The sequence below is a fragment of the Anaerostipes sp. PC18 genome (assembly GCF_039789045.1).
Classification (GTDB): domain Bacteria; phylum Bacillota; class Clostridia; order Lachnospirales; family Lachnospiraceae; genus Anaerostipes; species Anaerostipes hominis.
The window spans coordinates 781,865-796,723 of record NZ_CP121164.1; the positions used below are offsets into that span (position 1 = coordinate 781,865).

The 14,859-nt window shown below is 42.5% G+C and carries 14 protein-coding genes, 2 tRNA genes and 1 pseudogene; 12 read left to right on the forward strand and 5 right to left on the reverse strand.

The features are described 5' to 3' along the window. The 3 genes from galE (at window position 1) to P8F77_RS04280 (ending at window position 3,336) form a co-directional block, all read left to right on the forward strand. Window positions 1-996, forward strand: coding sequence for a UDP-glucose 4-epimerase GalE (galE, locus tag P8F77_RS04270; protein ID WP_024728379.1), 996 nt, complete (start codon window positions 1-3; stop codon window positions 994-996). A gap of 324 nt (window positions 997-1,320) precedes the next feature. Further along, window positions 1,321-2,037 (forward strand): LytTR family DNA-binding domain-containing protein, encoded by a 717-nt coding sequence (locus tag P8F77_RS04275; RefSeq protein ID WP_227032333.1) that lies wholly within the window; start codon window positions 1,321-1,323, stop codon window positions 2,035-2,037. 36 nt (window positions 2,038-2,073) lie between these two features. After that, window positions 2,074-3,336, forward strand: coding sequence for an ATP-binding protein (locus P8F77_RS04280; protein WP_148460117.1), 1,263 nt, complete (start codon window positions 2,074-2,076; stop codon window positions 3,334-3,336). Between the two features lie 304 nt (window positions 3,337-3,640). On the opposite strand, the pseudogene P8F77_RS04285 reads toward P8F77_RS04280, so the two are convergent. Continuing rightward, window positions 3,641-3,901: pseudogene (locus P8F77_RS04285) on the reverse strand (desulfoferrodoxin family protein); the annotation flags it as partial. A gap of 104 nt (window positions 3,902-4,005) precedes the next feature. Here P8F77_RS04285 and dpsA point away from each other — a divergent pair. The 9 genes from dpsA to P8F77_RS04330 all read left to right on the forward strand — a co-directional run bounded on the left by dpsA (window position 4,006) and on the right by P8F77_RS04330 (window position 10,568). Further along, the gene (gene dpsA / locus P8F77_RS04290; RefSeq protein ID WP_024728375.1) at window positions 4,006-4,848 is read left to right on the forward strand and encodes a dipicolinate synthase subunit DpsA; all 843 of its coding nucleotides are present in this window, start codon (window positions 4,006-4,008) and stop codon (window positions 4,846-4,848) included. Then, window positions 4,848-5,429 (forward strand): dipicolinate synthase subunit B, encoded by a 582-nt coding sequence (locus tag P8F77_RS04295; RefSeq protein WP_024728374.1) that lies wholly within the window; start codon window positions 4,848-4,850, stop codon window positions 5,427-5,429. The genes dpsA and P8F77_RS04295 overlap by 1 nt, the downstream gene beginning before the upstream one ends. Window positions 5,430-5,496: 67 nt before the next feature. After that, window positions 5,497-7,347, forward strand: coding sequence for an asparagine synthase (glutamine-hydrolyzing) (asnB, locus tag P8F77_RS04300; RefSeq protein ID WP_024728373.1), 1,851 nt, complete (start codon window positions 5,497-5,499; stop codon window positions 7,345-7,347). A gap of 136 nt (window positions 7,348-7,483) precedes the next feature. After that, window positions 7,484-8,095: a cytidylate kinase-like family protein gene (locus P8F77_RS04305; RefSeq protein ID WP_024728372.1), complete on the forward strand. Its 612-nt coding sequence runs from the start codon at window positions 7,484-7,486 to the stop codon at window positions 8,093-8,095. A 25-nt stretch (window positions 8,096-8,120) separates the two neighbouring features. Beyond that, complete coding sequence (locus tag P8F77_RS04310; RefSeq protein ID WP_024728371.1) at window positions 8,121-8,729, forward strand: cytidylate kinase-like family protein; 609 nt, start codon at window positions 8,121-8,123, stop codon at window positions 8,727-8,729. A gap of 243 nt (window positions 8,730-8,972) precedes the next feature. Then, entirely contained in the window at window positions 8,973-9,839 is an 867-nt protein-coding gene (locus P8F77_RS04315) for a nitroreductase family protein (RefSeq protein WP_024728370.1), read from the forward strand. 297 nt (window positions 9,840-10,136) lie between these two features. Beyond that, window positions 10,137-10,250, forward strand: coding sequence for an Ig-like domain-containing protein (locus tag P8F77_RS04320; protein WP_235824619.1), 114 nt, complete (start codon window positions 10,137-10,139; stop codon window positions 10,248-10,250). Window positions 10,251-10,394: 144 nt separating this feature from the next. Then, window positions 10,395-10,466: transfer RNA gene (locus P8F77_RS04325), tRNA-Gln, on the forward strand. Window positions 10,467-10,495: 29 nt separating this feature from the next. Continuing rightward, window positions 10,496-10,568, forward strand: a tRNA-Lys gene (locus P8F77_RS04330). A gap of 142 nt (window positions 10,569-10,710) precedes the next feature. On the opposite strand, the gene P8F77_RS04335 is transcribed toward P8F77_RS04330, so the two are convergent. From P8F77_RS04335 to P8F77_RS04350, 4 genes are all read right to left on the reverse strand, one after another. Next, window positions 10,711-11,823: a tyrosine-type recombinase/integrase gene (locus P8F77_RS04335; protein ID WP_347256348.1), complete on the reverse strand. Its 1,113-nt coding sequence runs from the start codon at window positions 11,821-11,823 to the stop codon at window positions 10,711-10,713. A 161-nt stretch (window positions 11,824-11,984) separates the two neighbouring features. Next, the gene (locus tag P8F77_RS04340) at window positions 11,985-12,821 is read right to left on the reverse strand and encodes a hypothetical protein (RefSeq protein ID WP_347256349.1); all 837 of its coding nucleotides are present in this window, start codon (window positions 12,819-12,821) and stop codon (window positions 11,985-11,987) included. Window positions 12,822-12,931: 110 nt separating this feature from the next. Further along, a complete protein-coding gene (locus P8F77_RS04345) occupies window positions 12,932-14,419 on the reverse strand; it encodes a TerB N-terminal domain-containing protein (RefSeq protein ID WP_287519018.1) in 1,488 nt (495 codons plus the stop codon). Window positions 14,420-14,429: 10 nt separating this feature from the next. Continuing rightward, window positions 14,430-14,852, reverse strand: coding sequence for an ImmA/IrrE family metallo-endopeptidase (locus P8F77_RS04350; RefSeq protein WP_287519015.1), 423 nt, complete (start codon window positions 14,850-14,852; stop codon window positions 14,430-14,432). Between the last annotated feature and the right edge of the window lie 7 nt (window positions 14,853-14,859).

Genomic DNA, 14,859 nt, shown 5'->3' on the forward strand with positions numbered 1-14,859 from the left:
ATGAAGATTTTAGTATTAGGCGGAGCAGGCTACATCGGGTCCCATACGGTTTATGAACTGACTGATGCGGGAGAAGACGTTGTGATCATTGATAACCTGGAGACCGGATACAAAGAGGCGGTTCACCCGAAAGCCAAATTCTATCAGGGAGATTTAAGAGACAGGGCATTTGTGGACAGCGTTCTGGATCAGGAGACCGGCATCGATGCGGTCATCCACTTTGCGGCAAACTCACTCGTAGGTGAGAGCATGACGAATCCGCTGAAATATTATGACAACAATCTGTGCGGCACAAAGACCATGCTGGAATCTATGGTGGCACACGGCATCGATAAGATTGTTTTTTCTTCTACGGCGGCGACCTATGGAGAACCGGAGAAGACTCCGATCCTGGAGACAGACCGGACAGAGCCGACCAATACTTATGGCGAGACAAAGCTCTCCATGGAAAAGATGTTCAAATGGGTGGGCAAAGCACACGGACTCCGGTTTGTATCACTGCGCTATTTTAATGCATGCGGAGCCCATAAAAGCGGAGAGATCGGCGAGGCCCACAATCCGGAGACCCATCTGATTCCGCTGATCCTTCAGGTGCCGAACGGAAAAAGAGAAGCGATCAGTATTTTCGGAACCGATTATCCGACCAAAGACGGGACCTGCGTCAGGGACTATATTCATGTGACGGATCTTGCACAAGCGCATATCCTCGCGGTAAAATATCTGATGGAAGGAAATGAAAGTGATATCTTCAATCTCGGAAATGGAATCGGCTTTACGGTCAAAGAGGTGATCGAGACTGCAAAAGAGGTAACGCAAAAACCGATCAAGGCAGTGGAAGAAGGCCGGAGGGCCGGGGACCCTGCAGTGCTGATCGCATCCAGTGAGAAGGCAAAGAAAGTCCTTGGGTGGAAGCCGGAACATGCGGATCTTCATGAGATCATTGAGAGTGCATGGAAGTGGCACAGCACACATCCGGAAGGATATCAGAGCAAATAATACAAGTAATATAATGTAAAAAATGGAACGGTTATCAGGAAATTAGAACGTATATCTGGATTTCCACCAATATGCTTGACGATCATACGGTATTGTTCTATACTGACCACAAGCTTGGCGGGTTTTGTTGTTGATCAGCAGAGACAACATCCTTAGAGAATGTAATCCCAGAATCTGCCGGAGCACAGACAAATATTTATCATAATTAAAAAAGCAGGCATGATGCATTTTTTATTGCACATGCCTGTTCTTTTTTGCATTTGGCGTGGGAAAGGGGTAAAATATGATTATATTTTACGTTTTATAATATAGAAAGGACTGAGGATGGAGAGAACGTTAAAAATAGCAATCTGTGACGATGAACAGACTTATTTGGATATCTTGGAAGATGAATGCCTCCGGTTCCTGGAGTGCAGAAATCAAAAGGCACAAATCTTCTGTTTTCAAAGGGGAAAAGCTCTGCTTTCTTCGGAGGATGAGTTCGATATCATCCTGCTCGACGTGGAACTGCCGGATATGGATGGATTTTCTGTTGCGGAAGAGTGGAAGAACCTTCAGAGACCCGGAAAGATCATTTTTATAACGAGCCATGATGAATGGGTCCAGAGAGCTTTTAAGGTTCAGGCATTCAGGTATCTGTATAAAAGTGGAAGCGGACAGGAGCTTTTGGAGGCGCTGGAAGATGCGCTCAAAGATATGAACGACAATGAAGGGATTGTGCTGGAAGGAAAGGAGGAGAGCAGATTCGTATTCTTCCGGGAGATTCGATGGATCGAAGCTCTGGGCGATGAAATAGCGGTGTTTCTTGTGGGAGGGCATCTGATCGTGAGATTGTCTCTGAAAAAGATTGAGGGGTGTTTGGATGAGAGGTTTCAGCGGATCCACAAGGGATACATTATTAATTTCCAATTCGTAGAGCATTATTATAAAGAACGGCTTGTGCTGTTCTGCGGAAAGGAATTTCAGATTTCCAAGAGGAAACAGAAGGAAGTCAAGAAACACTATTTTGAGTATATAACCAAATATGCAAAGGTGATTTAATGAACCCATATGGAAAATGGGCAGTGAGGGTGAAAAGTGAAAGGATTATATTGGGTGTATGTGTACGCCATTGAACTTTGGAAGATGATCTTGATCATGAGGGGGATTTTAGGGATCGAACCGGTGCGGAAACGGCAGGTGCTGATGTTTCAGATTCCGGCGGTTTTGGGAGTGCTGGTAAGCTTTAAGTACCAGCTTCCCGTGAATATAGTTATTGTGCTGTTCATTATGTTGTCGGCATGGATTTATTTTAATAAGTTTTTCCTGTCAGTGTTTACCTGGCTTGGAATTTCAATCATGGATTTTTTGATCGGACTGTTTATTATCTTTTTTGCACAGATGGATTTCCAGACAGCCTATAACAGCAATCATTTCGCCGATGTAGAGGAAGTCTTCAGTTTTCTTCTTTTGATTGTTATCATTGCGCTCCGGAAGAGATTTGAGGTCAGGAAGATCCAATATACATACAGCGATGTGGCATTGGGAGCCATGGTATTGGTAGGAGTGATCGCCTGTACCGGTCCTTTTCTGTCGGAAGGGTTTGAGAACTGGACATCCATCGGCAAGAGACTGGAGATCCTGCTTGGATTTCTTCTGATGCTGTTTGGAATCAGCAGTATTATATACCGGATCTGCAGAGTCAGACAGGAGCAGGAACAGTTTGAACAGCAGATGCTGTGGAACGAACGGCTGTTAAATGAACAGAAAAAGTATTATGAACTGCTCCTTCAAAAGGAGGAGACGACCAAAAAGATCAGACATGATATGAAAAGCCAGCTGGCATGCCTGAGCAGATTTCTTGAAAAAGAAGAGTACGGCAGTGCGAGAGATTATCTGCGTGAACTGACCGGAAATATAAAGCGTTTGAATATTCTCATTTCCACGGGAAATGATGTGGTTGATATTGTGGTAAATGACATCATTCAGAGTGAGAAGATCGAGCTCAGCTGGAAAGGAAAGATTCCAAGCAGGCTTAACATGACCAATGCAGAGATCTGTATTTTATTTTCCAATCTTCTCAAAAATGCGGCGGAAGCCGTCAGGGATATGGATGACAAGACCGTTGATGTCACGGTCAAACTCAACGGGCATCATTTAGTTTTGGAAGAGAGCAACCGGACCATGAAGCCGGTGATCATAGAAGACGGCCGGCTGAAAACTACAAAACATGACAAAGAAAAGCACGGCATCGGAAGCCGCAATATGATCGAGATCGCCGAAAAGTATAACGGAGATGTTTCCTTCCGGTTTGAAAACGGAAGATTTCATGTAAAAATTATTCTTCTGGATACTATTTAATGGAAAAAAAGATGACGGTTATTCGAATATCAAGTCGTTCCCCGCAGATATATTGAAACAAGGAATAGGACCTTTTATAGTGTGTATTGTTACAGAGATAATTGTTGAAAGCAAAGCAGTATAAAGGGGGATAAAACAATGACATGCATGAGATGGCCTTGGCCTTTCTAATCGTCATCTAGTCCGTTTTGAGGACTAATTACAAAGGATAAAGAATTAATATGAGGGTAGTCTTAAATTAAGAGACATAAAGCAAGAGGCATTTCTGAGAAGATCAGAGATGCCTCTTTTATTATGTCCGGTTTTATGCTTTCCACAGTCCGTGGAGATTGCAGTATTCATATGCGGCAATAAATTCCTCACTGTCTGCCAGAAGGAATTCTGCCTCCGGTTTTTCACCCGGATTCAGATATTTTATCTGGTGGCCACGGCTGGTTTCAATGCAGATGAACATGATGTAGTGAGCCTCCATCATAGGGTGTTCGGCTTCTCCGACCTTTACGCTGATCTTGCGGTCATCCGCTGAAACGACCGGAACGTGTTTTTCTGTTGCCCCGTCGGTAGTGCCTGGAACATGCGTCATTTGTCTGTAAAATTTGGAGAAAATGAAGCAACTCTGTGACAAATTTCATATACTATCATTAGATGGCAGCAGAAAGGAGCGGTAAAATGTATGATTTTGCAGTGCTTGGCGGTGATTTAAGACAGTTTTATATGGCAAAGCAGCTTGCTTTTAAAGGCTATTCTGTGATTACCTATGGGATCGCATCCGGGGAGGTGCAGGCTTCTTCCATGAAAGAAGCTGTGGAAAATGCAGAAATCCTGGTTGGCCCGATTCCTTTTTCCAAAGACCGTGAAAACCTGGTTTCCATGGAATGCTGTGCTGACTTCGGAATAGAGGATGTAAAACGGCATCTGAGGAAAGGGCAGAAGATCTTTGCGGGTTGTATTCCGGATGACTTCTGCCACTATTGCATGAATACGGGAGTTGCTGTCCATGACTTTATGAAATTGGACTCAGTGGCGTTAAAAAATGCCGTGCCTACTGCCGAGGGGGCTGTGGCAGAAGCTGTTTTTGACTCTCCTGTTCAGATACAGGGAAGCCGCTGTCTGGTGACAGGCTTCGGACGATGCGGCAGCGTCCTGGCAGAAAAGCTGAAGCTTTGGTCAGCCAAAGTAACGGCAGCCGCAAGAAATAAGGAGCAGCGTGCCCTGGCGGAGTCCTTTGGAATGAAAGCAGTCTCTCTCGATGAGCTGAAGGAAGAGCTTTCTCAGGCTGATTTTATTTTTAACACGATTCCGGCCATGATTTTAGACAGAGAACGTCTGGAACAGGTAAAAAAAGAGGCGTTAATCGTGGATATTGCATCTGCACCGGGAGGCGTGGATTTCAGGGCGGCAGACGAATTGGGGATCAATGCAAAACAATGTCTTGGAATTCCCGGCAAGTATGCAGCGTGTTCAGCAGCTGCCATTCTGACAGAAACAATGATTACGGAATGGGATGTATGATGAGTGTAAAAGGAAAGAAAATAGGAATTGCCGTAACTGGCTCATTCTGCACATATGAAAAAATTTTTATCCAGCTTAAGAAGCTGGCAGAAGAAGGAGCACAGGTGCAGACCATTTTTTCCGGGGCCGCACAGAGCATAGACAGCCGATTTGGAAAGGCAGAGGATTTCTTAGAGAGGGCAGAGAAGATCACTGGGATTACCCCGATGAAAACGATTGCCCAGGCGGAACCGATCGGTCCAAAGAGTCTTCTGGATATCCTGGTGATCTTCCCGTGTACAGGAAACACGCTTGCAAAGCTGTGCAGCGGGATCACAGATTCACCGGTCCTGATGGCGGCAAAAGCCCATTTAAGGAACGATAAACCTTTGGTGATTTCTGTATCAACCAATGACGCTCTGGGAATAAATATGAAGAACATCGGAGCCCTGATGAATATGAAAAATATTTATTTTGTACCATTTGGGCAGGATGATCCGGTTAAAAAACCGAACTCCATGATCGCCGATACCAGCCTTTTGATCCCGACGGTGGAAAAAGCGCTGGAAGGCAGACAATATCAGCCGGTTATCCGGGGATAGAACGTAAGGCTCCCGGTGATGCTTCACCGCGGGGCCTGCATGAAAAATAGTTGAAGAGGTGGCACATATGTGTGGTATTGCGGGATTTTGTAATCCTCATAACAGGTATCTGGAAAAGAAAGGGCAGTGGGAGGATATTCTGAACCGTATGAATCGGGTACAGAAGCACCGGGGCCCGGATGATCAGGGAACGTTTTTGGAAAACGGATGCGGCCTGGCCCATGTCCGTCTCTCGATCATTGACTTATACACCGGTCATCAGCCCATGGTCAGAGAGGAATCCGGACGTAAGTTTGTCATTGTGTATAACGGTGAAATTTATAACATGAAGGAATTGAAACAGGAGCTGAAAAAGGAAGGGGCGATCTTCAGGACAGCGAGCGATACGGAAGTGATCCTGGAGGGGTACATCCTTCACGGACCGGCCTTTGTGGAGAAGCTGAACGGCATTTTTGCGGTCAGCATTTGGGATTCTGCGGAAAAGAAGCTGTTTTTGTTCAGAGACCGGCTTGGGGTCAAACCGCTGTTTTATGCTTTTTCCGGCCAGACCCTTGTATTTTCATCCGAGATCAAGGGTATATTTCAGTACCCGGGGATAGAACCGGTCATAGACGGGGACGGACTCGGTGAGATTTTTGGACTGGGACCGGCAAAATCCTATGGAAAAGGAGTATTCAAAGGCATTTCAGAAGTATTGCCGGGTCATTTTCTTGAGTACAGTACGGAGGGGCTGAAAGATCACATCTACTGGAAGCTTGAGAGCCGGCCTCATGAAGAATCTTATGATCAGACAGTAGAGAAACTGTCTTATCTGGTCCATGATGCGGTAAAGATGCAGATGCTCTCAGACATCCCAATCTGTACATTCTTATCCGGAGGGGTGGACAGCAGTCTTGTGACAGCCATCTGTGCCAAAGAGCTTGACAGACAGGGGAAACAGCTGAATACCTTTTCTTTTGATTTTGTAAACAATGACCGGTATTTTAAGGCCAATTCTTTTCAGCCGTCCCAGGACCGCCCTTGGGTAGACCGCATGGTAGAGGCATCGGGAACGAATCACACTTACCTGGAATGTAATAACGAGCAGCAGATTGAGAACCTATACAGCGCCGTAGACGCAAGAGACCTTCCCTGCATGGCTGATGTGGAGTCTTCCCTTCTCTATTTCTGTTCGAAAGTCGCCGAGACAAAGAAGGTTACTTTGACCGGAGAATGTGCGGATGAGATTTTCGGAGGATACCCGTGGTTTCATAAAAAAGAGTGTTTTGAGGCCCATGCATTTCCGTGGTCTATGGATATGGAGCCCAGGGAGGCTCTGTTAAGCGACGATGTGCTTCAGGCGGTGGATCTGAAAGCCCATGCACGGCGGGCATATGAAAAGACAATCGGGGAAACCCCAAGGCTACTTGGAGAAGATCCAACAGAAAGCAGGAGGAGAGAGATCTCTTATCTTAATCTTAAATGGTTTATGGTCACACTTCTGGACCGGATGGACCGCACCAGCATGTATTCCGGGCTGGAAGCCAGAGTACCGTTTGCCGACCACAGAATCGTGGAATATATGTGGAACGTGCCGTGGGAAATGAAATGTCCGGGTGGTGTGGTCAAAGGCCTGTTAAGGGCCGCGGGCGAAGGAGACCTCCCAAATGAAGTATTATACAGGAGGAAGAGTCCGTATCCGAAAACTTATCATCCTGAATATGAAAAAATGCTGGGAGACCGGCTGCGGGAAGTGATCGCAGATCCAAACGCTCCGATCCGGGATTTGATCGATAAAAAGAAAACGGAAGAATTTTTAGAGAGTCCATCGGACTACGGAAAGCCGTGGTATGGACAGCTGATGGCAGGACCGCAGATGGTGGCGTTTATGCTTCAGGTCAACTACTGGCTGGAAACTTATCATATCGCTGTTATATAGGAAGAGAATAGAAGGGATTGTTTTTATAAAAGAACAATTCCTTCTATTTTTTATGTTTTTTTTGCTCTATCATGGTATAATGTAGATAAGATATTGGTCTTAGCAATCACTGTTTATGAGCAAAGGAGTGATGTTTATGAAAGAGAACAGGATCATATGTATTTCCAGGGAATTCGGAAGCGGAGGCCATGAATTGGGAGAACATCTGTCAGAGAAGCTGGGGATCAAGCTGTTCGACAGCGAGATCATAACAAAGGTAGCTGAACTTGGCAATGTGCCTGAAGACTTCGTGGAAGAACAGGGAGAGGCCAGAGACTTCCGGGGGTTTCTGGGGGTGATGCCGGCTGGACATGTTGCAACGGACATTACAAGGGATTTTGTAGTCACTTCGGAGAAGCTGTTTGCCCTTCAGTCCATTGCCATCCGGCAGATGGCAAAAGACGAAGGCTCCTGTATTTTTGTGGGACGATGCGCGGATGTTATCCTGCAGAATCAGGCAGAGTGCATTTCAGTTTTTGTCCACAGTCCGCTCGAAGACAGGATTCAGAGAATTATGGAACTGCGGCAGATCACAGAAAAGGAAGCAGGGAAACTGATCAAGAGGACTGACCGGGAGAGAGCCTCTTATCACAACTATTACACGAAAATCAAGTGGGGACATCCGAGTAACTATCACCTGGTTCTTAACATGGGCAAACTGGGTATGGAAAACGCAGTGGATCTAATTTCCTATTATGTAGAACACTGAACATGATACAGAGAGGAGAGATGATATGAGACCGAATACGATCATATGTATTTCCAGGGAGTACGGGAGCGGAGGCCATGAAATTGCGGAGAAGCTTTCAGAAGATCTGGGTATAAAGTTTTTTGACAAAGAGCTGATCGCCAGAGTGGCTAAGATGGCGGACGTATCGGAAGAATATATCAGCCGCAGGGAAGAAACCGGTGACTATGCATATATTTTCGGGGTACCCATTGGGCACCCAGCCACGACACCGATGGATGAATGTATCCTGACACCTGAGAAGCTTTTTATCATCCAGTCCATTGCCATCCGCCAGATCGCAGAGCAGGAGAAGTCCTGCATCTTTGTGGGGAGGTGTGCGGATGTTATCCTTCAGAAAATTCCCGGCTGCCACTCTTTTTTCATCCACAGCTCTGAGGCAGTGCGGATTCAGAGGATCATGGAGACGGAGAACGTCTCTGAGAGGGAGGCGAAACGTCTCATGAAAAAGGTGGATAAGGAGAGGGCTTCTTACCACAACTACTACACAAAAATCAAGTGGGGACATCCGAGCAATTATGAACTGGTCATCAACACCGGCCGGACAGGCATAGACAAAGCGGTAAAAGTCATAGAATCTTATTTAGAAGAATAGATATAAAGGGCAGATGGAGAAATGATCCACCTGTCCTTTTTAAGCCGATGGAGGGCAGTTTGTAAGGCCGTCTTCTGCGGCAGACACTATATCCATTTTCTACATGACTGGAGCGAGGCATTCTAAGAGCCGAACGGAAATTATGTGGAATATGTCTCTCGGGTGGACGCGCTTTGCGCGATAAGGTATAATATAACAAGTAGCAGGAAGATGTTTTTACTGGATAAGGGAGGTTGTATGATTATGGAATATAAAGATTTGATTGAAAGCAAGAACTCCGTCAGGGATTATAAAGAGAAGGAAGTCGATGCCGGTACAATTAAGAAGATCCGGGATTTTGCCCAGTCCTGTGAGCGTCTGGATGACAGTATTGAGATCGATATTCGGTTCATGGATAATGATACCGTTTACCGCCAGCTGGATGGGTATGCAGGGTATAAAGGGATTTTGATCAATGCGCCGCATTATATGATCGTTTTGTCAGAGAAAAAGGATCATTATATTGAAAACGGCGGATATGTGGGTGAATCTATCTCTGTTAAAGCTCATTCTCTGGGAGTGGATTCCTGCTGGATTACTTTTAAAGACAGCCATACAGTCATTGAAAAGCTGAACATTGTCACGGATAAAGAAGTGGTGGCGATCATGGCATTAGGATACGGAAAGAAGCGGTTTAAAAAGGTTACAGGGAATGTCACACTGGGAAAAGGATATGCCAATGCGGATTTCCAGGTGAAAGACAGCGTTACATCCCCAAGGATGCCTTTAGAAGAGATCGTTTTTATTGATACATGGGATAATAAGGCAACAGTGGATGAGCTTGTGAGCCGGGCTGTTTATGAACCGTTAAATTATGCAAGAATGGCGCCTTCTACTTTGAACCGCCAGCCGTGGAGATTCATTATTGACGGCGGACTGCTGATCCTTACGGTCAGGGACGATGAGGAGACCAATCTCTACGAAGAACAAATCGATGCGGGCATTGTCATGCTTTACTGCAAAAAGGTGATGAGGGAGACCTTATGTGAGATCAGCTGGAATCTCGAGCCTGTGGAAAATAAATACAATATACCAGATAACTATAAGATTGTGGCATCCTGCAGTATGTAATACCCTAAAAGTCGGAAAACGGAAACTGAAATCCAACGGTTCCTATAAGTTTTATGTAAGACCATATCAAAATGTGAACAAAAAGTAAAAGAACATTGGAAAATCTAATACGGCACATGTATTGATGAGGGCTAGTTCCCAGTATGCAAATGCATCCTCTGTCTCTGTAAAGAAGAGATCAATGAAACTTCAAAAGGGAAAGACAGCCGTTATTAAAGCGAAGGTCAAAGTCCCGTCTGGCAGGAAACAGCCGAAAAATCACGGTGCAAAATACGTTACATTACATCAAAAGGTTCTGTGGCAGCAGTAAATAATAAGGGAAAGATCAGGGCAAAGAAAGCCGGTAAGGCAACAATTTATGTGATCAGTGAAAATGGAAAGTATAAAAAGGTCAGCGTAACGGTAAAATAAAAAAATGCTGAAAGAAAATGTTGTAAAACTAAATAGGACAGTTTTACAACATTTTTTATTCGGCATACAAGAACAAAAGAAATTAAAAAAAATATAAAAAACCATTGCGCTTGTCGAAATTCCGTGGTATATTAATAAAGCTGTTGGGCTATCGCCAAGTGGTAAGGCACAGGATTCTGACTCCTGCATCCGCTGGTTCGAATCCAGCTAGCCCAGTTCCATCAGAATTAAAAATAACATAATCAGGGTGTGTAGCTCAGGTGGTAGAGCACTTGACTTTTAATCAAGTTGTCCGGGGTTCGAATCCCCGCACGCTCATTATAAAAAAGTGGCGCAAACACTGTATTTATCGGTGTTTGCGCTATTTTTATGTGTTTTTAAAGTAACCGATTTTAGAGGGAAGTAATGGAATATAAATGTTCCATCCGTGTTCCAATGTTCCATTTTTGTTCCGTTTTTTCTACCTGCCCATGGCATCGTTTACCGCTGCTTCGGCATCCTCTTTTTCCAAGATGATATGGTTATACACATTAAGAACAACTGCCTCCGTGTCTCCCATAAGCTGTGCAATTTTCTTGATCGAGATTTTCGGGATCTGATAACAGAGATTTGCGCAGTAGTTATGCCGGAACACGTGTGAAGTTAATCCGGATATTTCTTCCTTGGATACTTCTTGCATCCGCTTTAAGATCCTAGCCCACATTTTGTCATAGCTGCTTTTTGTAATGGGTCGACCGTTCCGCATCGTAAACATGTATGTCTTACCGGATGCCTTTAATTTTTGTATGTACCGCTCCACATCCGGGAATATGGCAGCAGGTATGGGAACAGTTCTATAACCGTTGTCGGACTTCGGTTTTTTCTCTTCCGGGGATCCATGCGCAAGAGAGTGGGCCTTAGTGATAGAAATTTCTTTTTGTTTCAGATTCACGTCAAATATCGTTAGCGCTATGGCTTCCTCACGCCGTAATCCGCAGCCGAAAATAACATAGACATATATTTTGTCCTGTTCGTCAAAATCGGCCTTAAAAACAGCTTTCCGTTCGTACTCCGTTAGTGGACGTTTTTCCTTTGCCTTATATTTTATAGACTCAATATTCTTAAAGAGATCTTCATAGACGTTTGCTGGAAACAGGTGATCTGCAACCGCAGACTTTAGGACTTGCCGGAACGTCATATAGATCTGCTGTTGCGTCCTGGTTTTTCCCTCTGCATTGTTTAAAAGCATCTGTAAATGTATCCTATCTATGTCTTGTAGACGGACATTTCCAAGCGAGACAAAATGCTTTTCTATAATATTCTCATACATTTCCTTTGTGGCGTTTTCCCGCTGGCTCTTATATACGTCTTTCCACATCCTGGAGTATTCCAGGAACGCTACATCAGATTTTCTTATAGACGTTCGTTTTTTAACTTTGTCCTCAAATTCTTTAACCTTTTTTTCTAAGTCTTTGCTGCTCTTTTTAGATCGCAAGTGCTTCTGATGCTTCTTTCCTCCCGTTGTGTATGTCCCGTCCCATACGTTCGTACTAAAATATCCGTCCGCTCCCCGCTTGTATTTTGCTGTTGCCATCTTATCATCCTCCTTAAAAAAGTGTACAAAAATAACAGCCATCCGTGAACAAACGTTCCGATTGTGACAGCTGCCCGAAGATGATACAATATTTTTGAAGTATAAGCGTATCTCTTCGGAGTTATGTAGTTGCCGTCCGGTTGCAGCCGGGCGGTTTTTGTTTATAATTCTATCAGTTTATCTATGATGCTCTTTTCTAATTTTTTCTGTTGTGTCGCAGTTAATTGTGAAGAAGTTCTTACCACGATAGTTCCTAGTACGCTATGTGATCCGGAGTTCATCATTCCTGCTGTATCAAAAGCAGCAAGATATTTGTTCCGGGCTTCTGCATCTTTTTTTGTTTTATAAACCTCTACGCATCCACCCCCGTCGGCTCCGTTATCTATTGAATCTTTTCCGCTAAATAAAGAATGGTCAACCTGCGAACTTGAAAAATAGATTGCTGCGGTGTAGCCACCTGCCTTGTTTAAATTACCGTTTGGATCATTCTTTTCTGTTACAGCCTTTACATCGTTAATTGATTTTATATTTTTTAATGCTTTTAGCACAAATTCCTGAGATGGGTTCGTTACCTGAACTAACTGTTTTATGCTTCTGTCCAGCATTTGTGTATTTTTTTGCAATTCAGCTAATTGCTTGGAATAGTCGACCCCCTTTTCTAAAACTTTAGTTTCCTTTTTCACATCGTTTATCTTTTTTGGGGCATCAGGAACATTCATTTTTACCTTTTTAGCCTTTTTTACTGACTCTTTTGTACTTACTAAAACGGATTCTTCCAACGGCTGCTTTTTTGAATCAATGAGCTTCTGAGCTTCATTTATACTTTTATCAAGGTTGGTGTTTTCCTTAAGTATTTTTTCGGCAGCAGCATTATATTTACTGACGGCGCTGTCATATGGCTTTTTATATGTAAAATACCACACGCCGATGGCTGCAATTAAAATAATAGCAATACCAATTATAATAAGTTTCTTTTTTGAATTTCTGGTTGTTTCCATGATGTTTCCTCCTTATTGTGAAAATTATAAGCTACATCCCTCTTTAAGTGCAATTTGAAAGCTGAATTAATGCTGTTAATCCTAAATTAGGAAGTTGATACCCGTCGTTTTTATTGAAGCAAAAGGTTTATTATTTCGCTGTCTGGGGTTATTCCGGATTTTTTCAACATACGTGCTGCACGTCCCTTAAATCCTGCTTTTGTCCCGTCTTGGCAAACTCCTTCTTGAATAGCTTTTATGCATATTTCATAGGCTTCTTTGTATTTTCCTTGTTTTTCGTAAAGCATAGACAACCTTTTATAAGCTGGAACAGAAAGTGGAGTTACATAATCTTCATATTGTTTTCCAAGATTGTTCATTGTAATAAACTGCTTAATATTTGATAAGCAAAGTTTTATATATTTTTCTGTTGGAGCGCCTTCATATGCGCCTAAATTATGCAAAACAGACCATTGATTCTCAACATCTTCAAGTTTTTTATAATATTGTTCTTGTTTTTTCAGAAAATCTTTGTCGTCAAAATAACTTCTTTTAACATAAGAGATGTTATTTGTTTTTTGCTGGTTATGCTGAGAAGTATTTTTTTGTGACTTTCTTTTGATGGCTAACTCTTGCTTCACATCGCTATGTGCTTTTTCTAAAAGGTTGTACATCGTTCCCATGAATTTCAATGACTTTGTAATATCTGGGACAGGAATTTCCTTTTCATGAATTGACACATTTGCGAAGACAGGGATTGAAATCGGTGTCATGCCCTGTAAATCCGATTTTGAAAAATAGTGCTTCGCATCAATCAGTTCGTGGTGATTATTTATGTCGGCAATTTGTTTTACTAGCTTCTCTACGAAAAGATCTGGATATTTTTTGATATAACGGTTGTTTGAAAACCCAAAAAATTTATAAAATTTCATTATGTCGTAAGCATCAATGGGAAGATCCAATCCAAGCTTGCACAAGAAATAAAGTTCTCCAGACATTTGAAATTCATATTCTTTATCAAGAGAGTTTATAAAATTTTTTGCATAATCTGGACGTTTGTGTATCATAGCAGATAAAATTAGGGCACTTGCAGAATAGTTTTGGAATGAACGATTGCTGTAAACATCCCTTAATTTCAAAATAACATTAAATGCATTATCAAAATCACCATGTAAAAGATGACGTTCCAATCCATAATAAAAAATGAAAACATATCCTATATCATTTGATGCATCATACGGGTTATTCAAAAAGCTCCAGTATAACCATTTTTGCTTCGGTGTCAGTTCCTTATAAAATGGGTAATATGGTGGCCTTTCGATTATTTCTGAAGGGATAGGCTGCTGTATTGGATATTTCAAATAAAGCAAACTAGGTTCTTCTGCGCCGAAAGCAGAAACTTTGATTGTAAATCCTTCATACGGGTAGTACATAGTCGATTTGGGTTCTGATTTATAATTTTTATGTTTTCCATCACCAATCCAAATTAAATCTATTAAATCTGGATGGATATGAAGTCCAGACTTTTCAATATCTGTTGCGGCTGATATGGAAGTATTGTCCGTGGCTGAGGTTTGATCATCGGCTATCAGAGTTTTGATTTTATCAAATAGTCCCATTGTAATCTCCTTATTGTAAATGTAATTTTATAAGCCCTTCATTATATCCGAGAAGTCTAGAAAGTTGCTCGATTGTAAAGTGTTTATATTCTTCCCAAAAATCATCTGGAATCAAAAGCTCCATGGCAAATTTATTGGCTTGTATTTCCAATTTATCTACAGAAATAAATGTACTCTTCTTCAAAAACGGAGTATTTGATCCTGGATGTAAAACGGCATGTCCAAGCTCGTGGGCACAAGTCAAGGTTTGTAAATGATTTGATAAGTTGGAATTAATATGTATCTGTTTCATTCTCAAAGGATTATTGTAATATCCATATATTCCTCCAAGATCTTCATAAATAATACATATATTCATAGACTTTGCAATTTCAAACGGATTTGAGGTTTTATATTTATTTTTTAAACCTACCACAATTTCCTTAATGTTCAATAAATCA

Coding starts and splice junctions, on each gene's coding strand:
- galE (WP_024728379.1), top strand. CDS start 1: ATGAAGATTTTAGTATTAGGCGGAGCAGGCTACATCGGGTCCCATACG.
- P8F77_RS04275 (WP_227032333.1), top strand. CDS start 1,321: ATGGAGAGAACGTTAAAAATAGCAATCTGTGACGATGAACAGACTTAT.
- dpsA (WP_024728375.1), top strand. CDS start 4,006: ATGTATGATTTTGCAGTGCTTGGCGGTGATTTAAGACAGTTTTATATG.
- P8F77_RS04295 (WP_024728374.1), top strand. CDS start 4,848: ATGAGTGTAAAAGGAAAGAAAATAGGAATTGCCGTAACTGGCTCATTC.
- asnB (WP_024728373.1), top strand. CDS start 5,497: ATGTGTGGTATTGCGGGATTTTGTAATCCTCATAACAGGTATCTGGAA.
- P8F77_RS04305 (WP_024728372.1), top strand. CDS start 7,484: ATGAAAGAGAACAGGATCATATGTATTTCCAGGGAATTCGGAAGCGGA.
- P8F77_RS04310 (WP_024728371.1), top strand. CDS start 8,121: ATGAGACCGAATACGATCATATGTATTTCCAGGGAGTACGGGAGCGGA.
- P8F77_RS04315 (WP_024728370.1), top strand. CDS start 8,973: ATGGAATATAAAGATTTGATTGAAAGCAAGAACTCCGTCAGGGATTAT.
- P8F77_RS04335 (WP_347256348.1), bottom strand. CDS start 11,823: ATGGCAACAGCAAAATACAAGCGGGGAGCGGACGGATATTTTAGTACG.
- P8F77_RS04340 (WP_347256349.1), bottom strand. CDS start 12,821: ATGGAAACAACCAGAAATTCAAAAAAGAAACTTATTATAATTGGTATT.
- P8F77_RS04345 (WP_287519018.1), bottom strand. CDS start 14,419: ATGGGACTATTTGATAAAATCAAAACTCTGATAGCCGATGATCAAACC.